The organism is Janibacter sp. GXQ6167, assembly GCF_041365945.1.
In the GTDB taxonomy this organism is placed as follows: Bacteria; Actinomycetota; Actinomycetes; order Actinomycetales; family Dermatophilaceae; genus JBGFSK01.
On sequence record NZ_JBGFSK010000005.1, the window covers coordinates 22,845 to 39,362 of the forward strand.

General features: G+C 67.5%; 11 protein-coding genes. 4 read left to right on the forward strand and 7 right to left on the reverse strand.

The features are described 5' to 3' along the window. The first annotated feature begins 95 nt into the window (after positions 1-95). Positions 96-3,554, forward strand: a complete 3,459-nt coding sequence (locus AB8K43_RS08635) for a proline dehydrogenase family protein (protein ID WP_370893436.1) — start codon at positions 96-98, stop codon at positions 3,552-3,554. Positions 3,555-3,634: 80 nt separating this feature from the next. Here AB8K43_RS08635 and AB8K43_RS08640 read toward each other — a convergent pair whose 3' ends face one another. From AB8K43_RS08640 to cimA, 7 genes are all read right to left on the reverse strand, one after another. Beyond that, positions 3,635-4,354 (reverse strand): gamma-glutamyl-gamma-aminobutyrate hydrolase family protein, encoded by a 720-nt coding sequence (locus AB8K43_RS08640; RefSeq protein WP_370893438.1) that lies wholly within the window; start codon positions 4,352-4,354, stop codon positions 3,635-3,637. Then, positions 4,351-5,118 carry a 3-oxoacyl-ACP reductase gene (locus tag AB8K43_RS08645; RefSeq protein WP_370893440.1) on the reverse strand — a complete coding sequence of 256 codons (768 nt, stop codon included), beginning with the start codon at positions 5,116-5,118 and terminating at the stop codon, positions 4,351-4,353. Before AB8K43_RS08645 ends, AB8K43_RS08640 begins: the two co-directional genes overlap by 4 nt. Before the next feature lie 52 nt (positions 5,119-5,170). Next, positions 5,171-6,538, reverse strand: coding sequence for an aldehyde dehydrogenase (locus tag AB8K43_RS08650; RefSeq protein WP_370893441.1), 1,368 nt, complete (start codon positions 6,536-6,538; stop codon positions 5,171-5,173). Between the two features lies 1 nt (position 6,539). After that, the gene (locus AB8K43_RS08655) at positions 6,540-7,907 is read right to left on the reverse strand and encodes a glutamine synthetase family protein (RefSeq protein WP_370893443.1); all 1,368 of its coding nucleotides are present in this window, start codon (positions 7,905-7,907) and stop codon (positions 6,540-6,542) included. Positions 7,908-7,950: 43 nt separating this feature from the next. Continuing rightward, positions 7,951-8,685 (reverse strand): FadR/GntR family transcriptional regulator, encoded by a 735-nt coding sequence (locus AB8K43_RS08660; protein ID WP_370893445.1) that lies wholly within the window; start codon positions 8,683-8,685, stop codon positions 7,951-7,953. Continuing rightward, a complete protein-coding gene (locus tag AB8K43_RS08665; protein WP_370893447.1) occupies positions 8,678-10,207 on the reverse strand; it encodes an amino acid permease in 1,530 nt (509 codons plus the stop codon). Before AB8K43_RS08665 ends, AB8K43_RS08660 begins: the two co-directional genes overlap by 8 nt. A 191-nt stretch (positions 10,208-10,398) precedes the next feature. Further along, on the reverse strand, positions 10,399-11,997 hold the full coding sequence (gene cimA, locus AB8K43_RS08670; RefSeq protein ID WP_370893449.1) for a citramalate synthase: 1,599 nt from the start codon (positions 11,995-11,997) through the stop codon (positions 10,399-10,401). 390 nt (positions 11,998-12,387) lie between these two features. On the opposite strand from cimA, the gene AB8K43_RS08675 reads away from it, so the two are divergent. The 3 genes from AB8K43_RS08675 (at position 12,388) to AB8K43_RS08685 (ending at position 16,445) form a co-directional block, all read left to right on the forward strand. After that, complete coding sequence (locus tag AB8K43_RS08675; RefSeq protein WP_370893451.1) at positions 12,388-14,070, forward strand: DUF885 domain-containing protein; 1,683 nt, start codon at positions 12,388-12,390, stop codon at positions 14,068-14,070. A gap of 1,386 nt (positions 14,071-15,456) precedes the next feature. Next, positions 15,457-16,017: an amidase domain-containing protein gene (locus AB8K43_RS08680; protein WP_370893951.1), complete on the forward strand. Its 561-nt coding sequence runs from the start codon at positions 15,457-15,459 to the stop codon at positions 16,015-16,017. 11 nt (positions 16,018-16,028) lie between these two features. Beyond that, positions 16,029-16,445, forward strand: a complete 417-nt coding sequence (locus AB8K43_RS08685) for a hypothetical protein (RefSeq protein ID WP_370893453.1) — start codon at positions 16,029-16,031, stop codon at positions 16,443-16,445. Positions 16,446-16,518: the final 73 nt, after the last annotated feature.

Below are 16,518 nucleotides of genomic sequence, written 5' to 3' on the forward strand. Positions count from 1 at the left end.
GGTGCCGCGATCATACAAATGTCGGACTATGAGGCGGCTAACTCCGAGCATCTGTCCATAGTCTCCCCCCTTCGCCGGTCCTACCGTGGTGAGGCATGGAGACCTCTGCCCCCGCGACCCACTCGGCGATTGACCCGACCGGTGACGACGCCGTTGCCGCACTGCTGCCCCTCGCCGACGAGGCCGTGGCTCTCGCGGACCGGTGGGCAGCAGCGACCGAAGCCGGACAGACCAAGAAGGAGGCCGCGACGACCGGCCAGCTCGCCTCCCTTCTGTCCAATCCGGCCGGGCTCGACCTTGCGGTCCGTTTCGTCGACAAAGTGGTCCGACCCGAGGACGACCGCGTCGCCGCGAAGGAACTCGCGAGCCTCACGGCCTCCGATGCGGCCTTCCTCGGCCCGATCGATAAGGGCATGCTCCGGGTGGGTGCGCTCGCGGCCCGCGTCGCACCGAAGGTGGTGGTCCCGATCGCCCGCGCTCGCATGCGCCAGATGATCGGACACCTGATCGTCGACTCGCGCGATCCCGCGCTCGGCAAGCACCTCGCGAGCGCAAAGGCCGACGGTTTCCGACTCAACATCAACCTCCTCGGCGAAGCCGTCCTCGGCGAAGAGGAGGCCGCCACCCGCACCGAGCGGACCCGCCAACTCCTCGCCCGCGACGATGTCGACTACGTCTCGATCAAGGTCTCCTCCCTCGTCAGTCAGATCGTCACGTGGGACACCGAGGGCACCGTCAAGCGCGCGGTCGAGCGACTGCGCCCCCTCTATCGCGTTGCCGTGCAATCGAATCCGCACAAGTTCGTCAACCTCGACATGGAGGAGTATCGCGACCTGGAGATGACCCTCGAGGTCTTCGAGACGCTCTTGACCGAGCCCGAGTTCACGAGCCTCGAGGCGGGGATCGTGCTCCAGGCGTACCTGCCCGATGCGTTGCCTGCCATGGAGCGGCTCATCGAGTTCTCCCGCCGCCGCGTGGCCGCCGGCGGCGCGGGCATCAAGATCCGGTTGGTGAAGGGCGCGAACCTCGCCATGGAGCACGTCGAGGCCGAACTCCACCACTGGCACGCCGCTCCGTACGGGAGCAAGGAGGAGGTCGACGCCAACTACCTGCGCTGCGTCGAGCGGGCCCTGCGCCCCGACGCCGTCGACGCGGGGGTGCGGACGGGCGTGGCCAGCCACAACCTCTACGACGTGGCGACCGCCCACCTTCTCGCCGAGCGCCGAGGGGTGAGCCCAGCCCTCGACATCGAGATGCTGCAAGGCATGTCCCCCAGTCAGGCTCGGGCGGTGCGCGACACCGTCGGCACGGTGATCCTCTACACGCCGGTCGTCGACCCCAAGGACTTCGATGCTGCGGTTTCCTATCTCGTGCGCCGCCTGGAGGAGAACGCGTCGAAGCAGAACTTCCTCCACGCCTTCTTCGCCGAGGGCGACTCCTCCGCGATGCCGGACCAGGAGCGCCGCTACCGCCAGAGCATCCGCGATATCCCGACGACCTTCGTCGGTTCCCGGCGCCGAGCCCACGACGCAACGATCGGGGACACCTTCTCCGGCGTGCCGGATCGCGACCCAGCTCTGCCCGAAAACCGCGCCTGGGCCGCGCGCACCGTGACCGCGGGCCCACCAGTCCTGGACTCGCCGCACCTCACGTCGATCGATGAGGTCGACGCCGTCGTTGCCACGGCTTCGGAGTCTGGAAGGGGGTGGGCTGCTCGCCCGGCCTCCGAGCGCGCCGCGATCCTGCGTCAGGCCGCCCGTGAAATCGACGCCCGCCGCGAACCCCTTCTCGCGGTGATGGCCGCCGAGGCCGGGAAGACGCCGGCTGAGGCCGACCCCGAGATCTCCGAGGCCGCCGACTTCGCCGCGTACTACGCCGACCGCGCCGAGGACCTCGTGGACGGCCCGATGGCCGACGGTGCGTCCTTCACACCGAGCCCGGTCACGCTCATCACGCCACCGTGGAACTTCCCCGTCGCGATCCCGATTGGTGGCGTCCTCGCGGCGCTGGCCGCGGGGTCAGGGGTGATCATCAAGCCCGCGCCGCAGACCCCAGGGTGCGTCGAGGAGGCCGCCAAGGCGCTCTACGCGGCGGGCGTGCCAACCGATGTCTTCCAGGTCGTCCGGGTGGACGAAAACGAGGTCGGTCAGCACCTCATCGCGCACCCCGATATCGCGACGGTCGTGCTCACTGGGGCCTCGGAGACGGCCGAGCTCTTCGCCGGGTGGCGCGCCGGGCGCGACGGCGGACCTCGGGTTTATGGCGAGACCTCGGGCAAAAACGCGCTCGTGGTCACCCCGTCCGCCGACCTCGACCTCGCGGTCGCGGACCTCGTCCAGTCCGCCTTCGGGCACGCCGGGCAGAAGTGTTCGGCCGCATCCCTCGGGATCCTCGTCGGCTCCGTCGGCGACTCCGAGCGCTTCCGTCGCCAGTTGATCGATGCCGTCTCCTCGATCCACGTCGGCTACCCCGCTGACCTCGGAACGCGCATGGGTCCGGTCATCGAGGCCCCGACCGGCAAGCTGGAGCGGGCGCTAACGACCCTTGAACCCGGCGAGACCTGGCTCGTCGAGCCCAAGCAGCTCGACGACACCGGCCGGCTGTGGTCCCCTGGCCTGAAGGACGGGGTCAAGCCCGGCTCCTTCTTCCACCTCACCGAGGTCTTCGGTCCCGTCCTGGGTCTGATGCGTGCGGAGTCCCTCGATCAGGCCATCGAATGGCAAAACGCCACCGAGTACGGCCTCACCGGGGGCATCCACAGCCTCGATCCCGCCGAGGTCGACCACTGGTCCGAAGAGGTCCAGGTCGGCAATGCGTACGTCAACCGACACATCACCGGCGCGATCGTGGAGCGTCAGTCCTTCGGGGGCTGGAAGTCCAGCAGCGTGGGTCCGGGCGCGAAGGCGGGCGGCCCGAACTATGTGGCTCAGCTCGGGACGTGGGCCAATGACGGCCTGCCGACCCGACTGGCTCCGGTGTCCTCTGCGGTCCGCCGCGTGGTCGATGGGTTGGTCGCCGCCCACGCCGACCGATTGAGCGACGACGATCGGGCGCTGCTCGACGCCGCGCTCGGCAGTGACGCCCTCTCCGTCGAGCAGGAGTTCGGCGCCGAGCACGACAAGACCGGCCTCACCGTCGAGAGCAACACCTTCCGCTACCGGCCACTCCCCCGCGTCGTGATCCGTGCCAGCGCCGACGCCTCGCTCGCGGAGGTCATCCGGCTGGTCGCGGCCGCCACCGTCACCGGCACACCGGCGATCGTCTCGGCCCACCCCGATGCCGGGCTGCCCAGTTCACTCGCGCACCTCCAGGTCGTGACGGCAAGCGATGAGGCCTTCGCCGAGAGCGTGATCGAGCAGGTCGAAGGGGGCCGGGTGCGCGTCGTCGGGTCCACCCCTTCGGCCCTGGCGCGCCTATCCCCCACCGAGGTGACGGTGATCGACGGGCCGGTCCTGATCAACGGGCGCCGCGAGCTGCTCACCTTCCTGCGCGAGCAGTCGATCAGCCGCACCCTGCACCGCTTCGGACACCTCCCGGCGTCCGCCCGCGGCTGACCCCTCTTCCCCAGAAACTCCCGATATCCCGTGGAGTTCCACGAGATATCGGGAGTTTCCGGGGACGACCGGGGGTCCGACTAGCGGGAGCTGTACTCGCGGGCGGCCTCGGCCAGCGCTTCGAAAAGGCGCGGGTCGCTCCCTTCCTCCGGGTGCCACTGCACGGCGAGGCGGAAGGGGGCCTCTGGCACCTCCATCGCCTCCATCGTGCCGTCGGGAGCCCACGCCGACGGGGTCCACCCCGGAGCGCTCGCCACCGCCTGGTGGTGGTAACTCGGGACGACGACGCGGTCACCGAGGATCGCTGAGACCCGACTCCCCGGCACCGTGTCGACCGGGTGGCCGTTGTAGGTCGCGAGCGCGATCGAGTGCTCCTCGTGCCCGACGAGATCGGGCAGGTGCTGCACGAGCGTGCCGCCGGACGCCACCGCCATCACTTGCATCCCCCGGCAGATCCCGAGCACCGGCAGCTCGGACTCTTCGGCCGCAGCGACCAGGGCGAGTTCGGTTGAGTCCCGGTCCGGGCGCGGCGCCTGGTCCCGGGCGTGGGGCGCCGCCCCGTACCGCGATGCCTCCACGTCGGCGCCACCGGCGATGATGAGGCCATCGAGCCGGTCGATCACCGAGGCGATGACCTGAGGTGTTGGATCGAGCCGCGGGGGGATCAGCAGCGCTACCGCGCCGGCCGCCTCCACCTTGGCGACGTAGGAGTGCGGGATCAGCACCGTCGAGACGTCGGTCCAATCGCCGCGGGAGGCCGGCTCGAGATAGCAACTGATCCCGATGACGGGCAGGCTCACAGCGGGGTGACGTAGGCGCCGGAGATCCCGCCGTCGACCAAGAAGGTGTTGGCGGTGATGAAGGACGATTCGTCGCTCGCGAGGAAGAGGACCGCGTTGGCGATCTCGACCGGCTCGGCGAAGCGCCCGACCGGCACATGGATCAGGCGGCGCTGCGCCCGCTCGGGGTCCTTGGCGAAGAGTTCCTGCAGCAGCGGGGTGTTGACCGGTCCGGGGCAGAGCGCGTTGACACGCACGCCCTCGCGCGCGAACTGCACGCCGAGCTCGCGGCTCATCGAGAGCACTCCCCCCTTCGAGGCGGAGTAGGAGATCTGCGAGGTGGCCGCGCCCATCACCGCGACGAAGGATGCGGTGTTGATGATCGAGCCCTTGCCCTGCTCGAGCATGTACGGCAGGGCCGCCTTGCAGCAGAGGTACACGCTCGTCAGGTTGACCTCTTGCACCTTGCGCCAGGCCTCGAGGTCGGTGTCGAGGATCGAGTCGTCCTCGGGCGGGGAGATCCCGGCGTTGTTAAAGGCAATGTCCACCGACCCGTGGACCCGCTTGGCGGTGGCAAAGAGCTCGTCGACATCGTCCTTGCTCGTCACATCGCAGCGCACGAAGGTCGCGCCGGTCCGGTTCGCCACCTCGGTGCCGCGGGCCTCATCGAGGTCGCCGATCACCACCGTCGCGCCCTCTTCGATGAAGCGTTTGACGGTCGCGAGCCCGATGCCCGAGCTCCCTCCGGTGACGACGGCGACCTTGCCTTCGAGGCGTCCGCTCATGGTGTGTATGTCCTTTCGATGGTTCGCGATGAGGGGGAAGGGGGGAGCGCCGCTAGTCGGTGGCGATAAAGACGTTCTTCACCTCGGTGAAGGAGTCCGGGGCGTCCGGACCGAGTTCACGGCCGAGCCCGGAGGCCTTGAAGCCACCGAAGGGGGTCGAGTAGCGCACCGACGAGTGGCTGTTGACCGAGAGGTTGCCGGCCTGGACGCCCCGCGAGACGCGGATGGCCCGACCGACATCGCGGGTGTAAATCGAGCCCGAGAGGCCGTAGATCGTGTCATTGGCCATGGCGATCGCCTCGGCTTCATCCGCGAAGGGAAGCACCGCGACCACCGGCCCGAAGACCTCCTCGTGCCAGACCCGGTCACGGGTGGAGCGGGGCATCACGACCGTCGGCGGATACCACCAGCCCGCCCCATCGGGCGCGGAGCCGCGGAAGGCGACATCGACCTCTTCGTCGGCGTCCTCGACGAAGGAGCGGACCGAGTCTCGCTGCCCCTTCGTCACGAGAGGACCCATCTGGGTGGCGGACTCGCTCGGGTCGGCGACGACGACCCCCTTCACCGCCTCTTCAAATGCGCTCATGAACCGGTCGTAGGCGCTCGCTTCGACCAGGATGCGGCTGCGCGCGCAGCAGTCCTGACCGGCGTTGTCGAACACGGCCATCGGCGCAGCCGCGGCGGCGGCCTCGATATCGGCATCGGCGAAGACGATGTTGGCGCTCTTGCCGCCGAGTTCGAGGGTGATCCGCTTGATCTGGTCGGCCGCGCCGCGCATGATCCCCTGCCCGACCGCGGTGGATCCGGTGAAGCACACCTTGCCGACCCCCGGGTGGGTGACGAAGCGCTCGCCGACGACCGATCCCTTGCCGGGGATGACGGTGAAGACATGCTCGGGCAGGCCCGCTTCGAGGGCGAGCTCGCCGAGGCGGATCGCGGTGAGCGGGGTGACCTCGGCGGGCTTCAGCACGACCGCGTTGCCCGCCGCGAGCGCCGGGGCGAAACCCCATCCGGCGATCGGCATCGGGAAGTTCCACGGCACGATCACGCCGACCACGCCGAGCGGCTCCTTGAAGGTGACGTCCAGTCCCCCGGCGACCGGGATCTGGCGCCCGAAGAGGCGTTCCGGTGCCGCGGAGTAATACATGAGGACATCGCGGACATTGCCGGCTTCCCAGGTCGCGTTGCCGATCGTGTGACCGGCGTTGGCGACCTCGAGCCGGGCGAGGTCGTCGATGTGGCCGTCGACGACCTCGGCGAACCGGCGGAGCAACCGACCACGATCCGCGGGGGCGAGGGCGGCCCACTTCTCCTGGGCTGCGGCCGCCGCCGCGATCGCCGCGTCGGTCTGCTCCAGATCGGCCTGCGGGACCGTGGTGATGGCCTCTTCGGTGGCCGGGTTGATGAGCGTGGTGCTCACGTCACATCCTTTCAAAACCGCGGATCCGCTCCCAGTCGGTGACGGCCGCGTTGAAGGCGTCGACCTCGATGGTGGCGGCGTTGACATAGTGATCGACGACCTCGTCGCCGAAGGCCGCCCGGGCCACCGCCGACGCGGCGAAGAGGTCCCGCGCCTCGGCGAGCGTCGCCGGGACGTGCTCGTAGTCCGCCGTATAGGCGTTGCCTTCGGCGGCGGGTTCGAGGTCGAGTTCTTCGCGGATGCCGTGGAGCCCTCCGGCGATCATCGCAGCCGTCGCGAGGTAGGGATTCACGTCCCCTCCGGGGATGCGATTCTCGACCCGCAATCCCGCCCCGTGACCGACGACGCGAAGCGCGCAGGTGCGGTTGTCGACGCCCCAGGCGATCGCGGTGGGGGCGAACGAGCCATCGGCAAATCGCTTGTACGAGTTGATATTTGGGGCGTAGAGAACCGTAAGTTCTCGGGCCGTCGCGAGCACCCCGGCGAGGAAGTGCTCGAAGAGCGCGCTGCGCCCGCCCTCGCCACTGTCATCGGCGAAACTGATCGTGCCGTCAACTCCGCGCAGCGAGAGGTGGATATGGCAGGAGTTGCCCTCGCGCTCGTCGTACTTCGCCATGAAGGTGAGCGACTTGCCGTGGGCCGCAGCGATTTCCTTAGCCCCGTTTTTGTAGATCACATGGTTATCGCAGGTCGGGAGCACATCGTCGAAGAGGAAGCCGATCTCGTGCTGACCAAGGTTGCACTCCCCCTTCGCCGACTCGACGGTCATCCCCGCCCGGTACATCTCGTTGCGGATATCGCGCAGGATCGGCTCGACCCGAGTGCCCCCGAGGATGGAGTAGTCGACGTTATAGCGATTCGCGCCGGTGAGGCCCTGATAGCCACTCTCCCAAGCCTGTTCGTAGGTTTGCTCGAAGATCTGGAACTCCAACTCGGTCCCCGCGAGCGCGACGAAGCCCATCTCGGCAGCGGCCTCAATCTGGCCGCGCAGCACCTGCCGAGGCGACGGCCCGACGGGGCCGGACCCGTCCATCCAGTGCAGGTCGCATTGGACGGTGGCGCTGTTCCGGGCGCCGGGGGTGCGGCGCAAGGTGTCCAGGTCGAGGACGAACTCGAAGTCCCCGTAGCCGCGCTCCCAGGAGGACATCGCATAGCCACCGACGGTGTTCATCTCGACATCGACGGCGAGGAGATAGTTGCACCCCTCGACGCCATCATCGAGCACGTGCTCCAAGAAGAAGGGGGCGTGAACACGCTTGCCCTGCAAGCGACCCTGCATATCGGTGAAGGCCACGATGACCGTGTCGATCTCTCCGGAGTCGACCTCGCGACGCAACTGATCGACGGTGAGGGGTGGGGGTGCGCTCATGGCAACCTGCTTTCCAAGGGGTCGAAGGGGGCGGTGGTCTTGCTCATCCGAGCAGGCCTCGCAGCAGCGCCGCGGTGGCATCGCAGTGTTCTTCCATGGCACGGCGTGCGCCCTCGGCGTCTCCGGTCAAGATGGCGGCGACGATCTGCGCGTGCTGCTCGTCGCTGTGCGCGATATTGGGAGTGAGGACGGGGATCGCCCTCAGCATCTCGTGCGTCGCCGCCTGTGCGCGGGTGACGGCCTCGATCAGCATCGGCGAGCCCGAGCAGGTCGCGATCGCGAGGTGGAGGCGAGCATCGGCGACCCGGTACGCGCCGTGGTCGGAGGTCTCGGCGACCTCCTGGCGGGACTCTTCGAGCCAGGCCCGCTGGTCGCGGGTGAGCGCCCGGCTCGCAGCGAGCCCAGCAGCGCCGGGTTCAACGACGCGCCGGTAGGCGAGCGCGTCCTCCAGCGCGGCCCCCCTTCGCACCTCACCGCGCAGTCCCGGATCGACGGGCTGACCCTCGTAGCGCACGGTGGTGCCGCCGCCGCGCCCCGACTTCGTCTCGACGAGTCCGGCCTCCCGCAAGGCCGCGATGGCATCGCGCAGCGTCATTCGGGAGACGCCGAGCAGCGCGGCGAGGTCGCGCTCGGGGGGTAGCCGTTCCCCGTCGGCAAACGCGCCGAGCCGGATCGCCGTCGCCAGTTGCTCGACGGTGTGCTCGAAGGGGTGGCCGGTGACCGGCTGGAGGATCAGAGCCGGCCACCGGGGCGTGGGGGTGTGGTGCGCCTCAGACATCCCCGCCGAGCAACTCCTTCGCTGGGAGGGTGTCGTGATCGCCGGGGACGTCGCGCATGAAGTGCTTGCGGCCCCCGACAAACCAGGTGACCGTGGAGAGCACGACGACGAAGGCGACCGCGACCGGTGCGTAGTTGAAGGTGTCCACGGTGACTGGGGACGCCGGCGGCAGCATGAAGAGGATGACGATGAAGGCCACCCAGGCCACTGCGATCCAGCCGATCGGAGCACTCCACTTGCCAAGGCGCCACCGGCCCGGCTCGAAGGTGGGGTTCATCCGGCGGAGGAAGACCGGCGTGACGTAGGCGATGTAGAGCCCGATCACCGCGATCGAGGTCACCGCGAGATAGGCGGTGGTGGACCACAGGGCGGGGCTCGCGAGGACGATCGAGGCGATCGTGACGAGCCAGATGGAGTTGGTGGGCGTGCCGGTGCGCGGGTTGACCTTGGACCACAGGCGCGATCCGGGGAGCGCGTTATCGCGGCTGAAGGCGAAGGACATCCGCGAGCTCGAGGTCACGCAGGCCATCCCGCAGAAGAATTGCGCCACGGCGCAGATGAAGAGCATGAGAGCGCCGAGCGTCGACCCGGCGGAGTCGAGGAAGATCTGCGCCGGGGGCAGGCCAAGCTCGGTGTCTCGCACCGCTTCCCACGCGCCCTCGGGGATCGCTGCGGTCACCGAGACGAGGAGAATCCAGCCCGCGATCAACGAGACGACCACCGAGTTGACGATCCCCTTCGGCGCCGCGACCGACGCGTTCTTGGTCTCCTCCGCGACGTGCGCGGACGCGTCGTAGCCGGTGAAGGTGTACTGCGCCATCAGCAGACCCATCAAGAAGACGTAGATCCCGCTCGTCCAACCGGTGTTGTTTTCGAAGTGGGTGAAGGTCCAGGAGAGATCGTTGTGGTGCTTCGGGACGACCGCGAGGATCACCACGATGACGGCGACGCCGACGAGATGCCACCACGCCGAGATGGTCGAGAGCAGTTGGACAAGGTTGACGCCGAAGGCGTTCAGCAGTCCATGCAGCAGCAGGATGATGACGAAGCAAATGAAGGTACTGGTGGGTGTCGCGGCCAGCCCGGTCGTCATATCGAGCAGGGCCATCCAGGTCACGGCGGCGCCGAAGTCGACCGCCGTGGTGACCGCCACCTCGCCGAGGAAGTTAAACCAGCCCACGTACCACGCCCAGACCCGCTTGTTGCGCCGAGCGAGCCGTCCGGCCCAGTAGTACAGGCCGCCGGCGGTCGGATACACCGAGCAGATCTCGGCCATCGCGAGCGCGACGCAGACGACGAAGAGGCCGACGAGCGGCCAGCCGAGGGAGATGGCAATGGGGCCACCGGCGTTCATCGCGATGCCATAGCTCGTGATGCAGCCGGCGAGGATCGAGATGATCGAGAAGGAGACGGCGAAATTGCTAAATCCGGTGAAGGAGCGGTGCAGCTCCTGTTTGTAACCGAGCGCCTCCAATTGGGCGGCGTCGTGATCGATCTCAGCGGAGCGGGGGACGTCACTCATGGCACCTGCCAAAGATCTGGCGGTAGACCATAGGCCCACCGCGAACGGTGATGTGACATGCAACACCCGGCGTGGCCACCGCGTCAATGGTCTATGGGTGAACCTTTTAAATGGCACGGGCCATCAGGCGACGTGATCCCCCTTCCGCCGTGCGAGCATTCCCGTCTTCGGAACGAAGGGGGTAAGCGGCGTTACCGTGCGGGGACGCCGGCGCGCATCAGCCCGTAGGTCATGCCCTCGCGCAGGGCCTGCCAGGACGCCTCGACGATGTTCGGGGCGACGCCGATCGTGGTCCACGACGAGGTGGCATCGCTCGTCTCGATGAGCACTCGGGTGGTCGCATCCGTGCCGTGCGCGGCGTCGAGGATGCGCACGCGGTAGTCGATCAGTTCAAGCCGCTCGATCTCGGGATAGACCACCGAGAGCGCCTCGCGCAGAGCGTGGTCAAGAGCGTTGACCGGACCGTTGCCCTCGCCGGTCGCGACGACGCGGCGGCCACCGGCGTGGACCTTCACGGTCGCCTCCGACAGGGCCTCGCCTTCCTCTTCGGCGCCCTCCCCCACGCGGGCATCGGTGATGACCCGCCAGGATTCGATGTGGGCGTAGTCGGGCGCCCCCTCGCCCACCTCACGGCGCAGCAACATCTCGAAGGAGGCATCGGCGGCGTCGAAGGTGTAGCCGCGCTGCTCGAGGGTCTTGACCCGGGCGAGCACCCGACTCAGGGTCTCGGTGTCCCCGTCGAGATCGACGCCGAGCTCACGGCTCTTCAGTTCGATGCTCGCCCGCCCGGCCATATCGGAGACCAGCATCCGCATGTCATTGCCGACGTCCTTGGGCTCGATGTGCTGGTACAGGTCCGGGTCGACCTTGATCGCACTGGCGTGCAAGCCCGCCTTGTGCGCGAAGGCACCCGACCCGACGTAGGGCTGGCGAGAGTACGGGGGGAAGTTCGTGACCTCGCTGATCGCGTGCGCGATGCGGGTCGCCTCCTGGAGTTGATAGGGCTCGACCAGCTCGTGGCCGCGCTTCAGCTGAAGGTTCGCCACGACGGTGATGAGGTCGGCATTACCCGTGCGCTCGCCGTAGCCGTTGACCGTCCCCTGCACGTGCGTCGCTCCGGCCTCGACGGCGGCCATCGAGTTGGCAACCGCGCAGCCGGTGTCGTTGTGGCAGTGGATGCCGACTCGGGCGCCGGTCGCGGCGATCACGTCGGCGACCGCGTCGTGGACCTGACCGGGCAGCATGCCCCCGTTGGTGTCACACAGGGCAACGAGCTCCGCCCCGGCCTCCATCGCGGCCCTCACCGCGGCAAGCGCGTACTCGCGGTCGAGCAGGTAGCCGTCGAAGAAGTGTTCCGCGTCGACGATCACCTCCCGGCCTTGCGCCACCAGGTGACTCACGGTGTCGCGGATCATCTCGAGGTTCTCCTCGGGCGTGGTCTTCAGCGCCCGCTGGACGTGTCCCACATGGGATTTCGCGACCAGGGTGATGACCGGCGCGCCGGAGTCCAGGAGGGCCTTAACCTGCGGATCGGTCGCGGCGTGCGCTCCGGCCTTGCGGGTCGAACCGAAGGCGACGAGGGTCGCGTCCCGCAGGTCGAGCTCGGTGCGCGCCCGGGCGAAAAACTCGGTGTCGTTGGGGTTCGCGCCCGGCCATCCCCCTTCGATGTGGGTCACGCCGAGGTCATCGAGCAGGCGCGCGATCGCGAGCTTGTCGGTGACGGAGAGGTTGATCCCCTCCTGCTGGGCGCCGTCGCGAAGGGTGGTGTCGTAAACGTGGAAGTCGCGCATGGACTCGATCCTGCTTGCCGAAGAAGTGGTGCGGTCTCCCCCGCGGACGGCGCCTGCCGGCGACGCCGCCTGCGGGGGCGACCCCTGATCTGCCGATGGTCACCCGTTTGCTCATCTCGCCGGTCGTGAGCGGGGGTGGTGCTCGGTCGACCGATTGCCCTGACAAAGCAAAAGACCCCCCGGGTAGGGAGGTCTGCGCGACGAGGGGGTGCTCGTCGCGCTAGGCGATAATCTCGGCCGCGGTGGCGGCATAGCAGGTCATGCGCGTCATGGTGGCATGACGCGGATCAGCGCCCCCAGGGCCGTCCACACCGTGAGACAGCTGGGGCGTGGCGGACCGGGCGGGAAAAGTCGCGACGCGTGACCCCCTTCCCCGGTAGCGTCAGGGCGATGAGCCACGAGCACACCACCCGGCCGATCACCGATGTCGACCAGATCGCGAATACGTACTTCGACGAAGAGGTCGCCCTGTCACCGATGGGGGCCACCTATCTCGGCGTCCCCGGCGATGAAACGGCGCTCGATGACTTCTCCCCGGAGGGTTTGGCTGCGATGGCCGCGCTGCGTCAGCGCACCCTCGCCAAACTGGCGGATGCGAACCCCGCCGATGAGGTCGATCGCGTCACCATCGACGCCATGACCGAGCGCCTCGGTCTCGCCGAGGAGATCCACGCCGCGGGCCTGGACGAGATGTCACTCAATGTCATCGCGAGCCCCATGCAAGAGATCCAGATGATCTTCGACCTGATGCCGACCAACACCGCCGATCAGTGGGCGACGGTCGCGGAGCGCATGGGTGCGGTCCCCGGGGCTCTCGACTCGTGGCTCGTCTCCCTTCGGTCCGCCGCGCAGCGCGGCGATGTCGCCGCCCAGCGCCAGATCCGGGCGTGCATCCAGCAGGCCGAGGACCTGACCGCACCGGACGGCTACTTCGCGACCTTCCTCGCCAACGCCCGCGTCGGCGATGAGCCGCTCCCCGAGAGCGTCCAGGCCGACCTCACCCGCGGCGTGGAAGCGGCCGCCCGCGCCTACCGCGACCTGCCGACCCACTTCGCCGAACTCCTCGAGCGCGCCCCCGAGGCCGACGCCGTGGGCCGGGAGCGCTACCAGTTGTTCTCGCGCTCTTTCCTCGGCAGCACGGTCGACTTGGAGGAGACCTACGCCTGGGGTCAGGAGGAACTCGCTCGGATCACCGCCGAGATGGCCGAGGTCGCCCAGCAAGGTCACCCGGGTCGCACGATCGCCGAGGCCATCCACGCCTTTGATCACGACTCGGCGTACCAACTGCACGGCACCGAGGCGCTGCGGGTGTGGATGCAGGCCAAGGCCGACGAGGCCATCGACCTGCTCGCCGACACCCACTTCGACATCCCGGGACCGGTCCGGCACATCGAGTGCATGATCGCCCCGACCCAAACCGGCGGGATCTACTACACCGGTCCGAGCGAGGACTTCTCCCGACCGGGCCGGATGTGGTGGTCGGTGCCGAAGGGGGTCACCGCGTTCGGGACCTGGCGTGAGCTCACAACCGTCTACCACGAGGGAGTGCCCGGCCATCACCTGCAGATCGGCCAGACGGTCTACCGGCGGGAGCTGCTCAACAAGTGGCGCCGGATGGCGTCCTGGACCAGCGGCCACGGTGAGGGTTGGGCCCTCTACGCCGAGCGCCTGATGGCCGAACTCGGCCTGATGGATGATCCCGGCAACCGGATGGGGCTACTTGACGGCCAGTCGATCCGCGCCGCGCGGGTCGTGCTCGATATCGGCATCCACTGCGGTTTCGATGCTCCAAGCGAAGTGGGCGGCGGACCGTGGAACTACGACAAGGCTTGGTCCTTCCTCACGGCGCACGCCAACATGGACGAGGCCTTCTTGCGCTTCGAACTCGACCGCTACCTCGGGTGGCCCGGCCAGGCGCCGAGCTACAAGATCGGTGAGCGCCTCTGGATGCAACTGCGTGACGAGGTCGCCGAGCGTGAAGGCGCGGACTTCGACCTCAAGGCCTTCCACCGCCGGGCGCTCGACATCGGCGGCGTCGGCCTGGACACCCTGCGCTCAGCGGTCTTGCGCTAACAGCGCCTGCCACGGCCTGATCCGCCGCCGCCACCCGGTACTCAACGCCGAGCAGGTGGGTTTGTGGCTGCGTGACCATTTGACGCCGCTCATCCGGCTGAATCCATGTGGCATCCCGCGGTCGGGTGGTGAATCAGGCCTGTGAGGCCCGGACCATCCAAGGCCGACCGACAGGCTCAGGGCGTGCACGTCCGGGCAGAGACATGCCAGGCAACCACCATCCGGGCGCACACGCCGATCACGGACGCGACACCCCCAACGTGAATACTGGGTGGCTTAAGTCCGAAAACCACAATTGGCTCGGTGCGCTGGTAATGGAGTTGCGCTCGACCGGGTCCGGGGGCGGACCGCCACACGCCGTCTCCGATCGGAGTCTTGTGCGTCGTCCACCGCATCATCTCGCGTAGGCTCTCGACGCGCACCACACGCCCGACGACGTAGCGGGCCGAGGTGGCGGTTTTGCTGTTTCGTCCGGCGTGGATCTTCCTAGGGCAGTAGAACCCGAGTTGGCCTTGTGCGCCACCGCAATGTCGATGGCAAGTTCCGCTTCGGGGGATTGCACGCGCCGAGGGCGGGCGCCTCTTCGTGGCCAAGTAAGTACTACGGCGATCGCCACCCCTTGTCGGGGGTGTCAACACGATTGGATCGCCGCCGGCGCGGCGACGCTCGATGAGGTCACGCCAGGATAGCTGGACACAATCATGCCGGCGCGCGCTGAGACGTCGTAAAGAAAGGGCTGAGATGCTTCAGGTCCTCTCGAGCCAGAACGCCGCAACCGCTTGAATGGTGCGAACTCGGCAACAGCAATACCAGCCAAGAGACGGATGTCACACGGTCCAAGCCTGGAGAAGCCGGGCCCACCGGAGGAGTTTTGTCCCATGCGGCTCCGCAACGCAACCATCGCGGCCCTCTCGGTTCTCTCGCTCACAAGCCCAGCCGTGGCCTTCTCCAACAGTTCGCCGAGGGACGGCGAAATACAAGCGCTCGCAACCAAAGTGATCCGACCGCGCGAATCGCAGATTCGGCCGGTACCTCAGGTCGGAGCTTAAATCTGATCCCCTCGCGGAGGATTACTCGCTAAAGTCCGTCGGCGTTCAGGTGGTCAAGCGGCGGGGCCCAAAGGAGTTCCTCATCGACCTGGATGTTCGAAGCCGTGTCACCGGTCCCGATGGCAATTGGACCTCCCGCGAAGTTTCGACCCGCGCGATGACGGTACAAGACTCTCCCGACGGGTGGCTGGTGTCGTCTCTGAACGGGGTTGGCGCACAACGAGCCCTCGACGAAGCGACCACGCCCTCTTCGGCCAGATCCCTCGGTGCCGATGTTGTGAAGTCGGACGCGGCGAGCAGTGCCGGGGTCGAGACACCATCGCTCCGAGGCCCGAATATGACTAAGGATCAGTATGGGGGTGATGTTGAAACCGCTCGGACGTCACGCAAGAGGTCCCGGCGAGACGCCGTGAACTACGCTAAGAGCCACACCTACAACGCAGACTACAACCCTAAATATGCCCGCATATACGACAAGAACGGGAACTCGAACGATTGCACCAACTTCGTATCTCAGGAACTGTGGGCCGAGGGCTGGAAGATGAAGACCCGGTTCTATCGGAACAGTTCGCACTGGTGGTACGCGGGGAACGGATGGTTACCGGACACTTGGTCTTGGTCGTGGTCAGCAGCAGATAACCATCGACAATCTACCAAGAAAGCCAAGCGCGCGAAGCTCGTAAATTCTTATCGAAAAATGTCGCCGGGCGATGTCTTACAAATTGACTTCGGAGGGAATGGCGTAGCCGACCATACGGCGATTGTGATTGAAGTAACCGAGTCGAACATGTACGTAGCACAACACGACATCAATGACGCCCATCGGTCCTACCGGATGATTCGGGCGCGAAACCCGAAGAGCAGGTGGTACTTATGGCACTATTCATACGGCCGATAGTTGGAGCTGGCGTGGCTTCGGTCGCCCTCCTTGCTGGCTGCGGCACCCAGGATCACCCGCCCGAGTCCACCGCGGTAGCACTACAGCAGGCGCTCAGCGATCACGACCGTGCCGCGCTGACGCAGATCCTGGTCGGGTCGCCTGACGACGCGGCTGCCGTGATCGATGCGAGCCGCGCGTTTACCCCGTCCGGTGAGCCCGTCGTGGCAGGACACGGTGACTCCAGCCAGATCCGCTGCGCGTGGATCCCCGGTACGGCTCGCGGCGAGGACTCCTACGTCGTGGCCCAGCTCCAGTGGCGCGACGACGAGGGCACATGGGCCGTGCTTCCGAGTTTCCTACCTGGCGGCGAGGCGGCGAAGGGGGCCAGTCCCTGCGAGGGCGAAACACCGCCGGAGTTCGCGGCCAAACAGCGCTTCGGGGACTAACCCTGGGTCTGTCTTCCTGGCTGACGAAGCGATAAAGGCCCACGGGACCTGCCGGAGGGGTCGGCTGACGCAC

Excerpts from the sequence above, each read along its gene's own strand:
- AB8K43_RS08665 (WP_370893447.1), bottom strand. The coding sequence starts at position 10,207 with ATGAGTGACGTCCCCCGCTCCGCTGAGATCGATCACGACGCCGCCCAA.
- AB8K43_RS08635 (WP_370893436.1), top strand. The coding sequence starts at position 96 with ATGGAGACCTCTGCCCCCGCGACCCACTCGGCGATTGACCCGACCGGT.
- AB8K43_RS08645 (WP_370893440.1), bottom strand. The coding sequence starts at position 5,118 with ATGAGCGGACGCCTCGAAGGCAAGGTCGCCGTCGTCACCGGAGGGAGC.
- AB8K43_RS08680 (WP_370893951.1), top strand. The coding sequence starts at position 15,457 with ATGACTAAGGATCAGTATGGGGGTGATGTTGAAACCGCTCGGACGTCA.
- cimA (WP_370893449.1), bottom strand. The coding sequence starts at position 11,997 with ATGCGCGACTTCCACGTTTACGACACCACCCTTCGCGACGGCGCCCAG.
- AB8K43_RS08655 (WP_370893443.1), bottom strand. The coding sequence starts at position 7,907 with ATGAGCGCACCCCCACCCCTCACCGTCGATCAGTTGCGTCGCGAGGTC.
- AB8K43_RS08675 (WP_370893451.1), top strand. The coding sequence starts at position 12,388 with ATGAGCCACGAGCACACCACCCGGCCGATCACCGATGTCGACCAGATC.
- AB8K43_RS08660 (WP_370893445.1), bottom strand. The coding sequence starts at position 8,685 with ATGTCTGAGGCGCACCACACCCCCACGCCCCGGTGGCCGGCTCTGATC.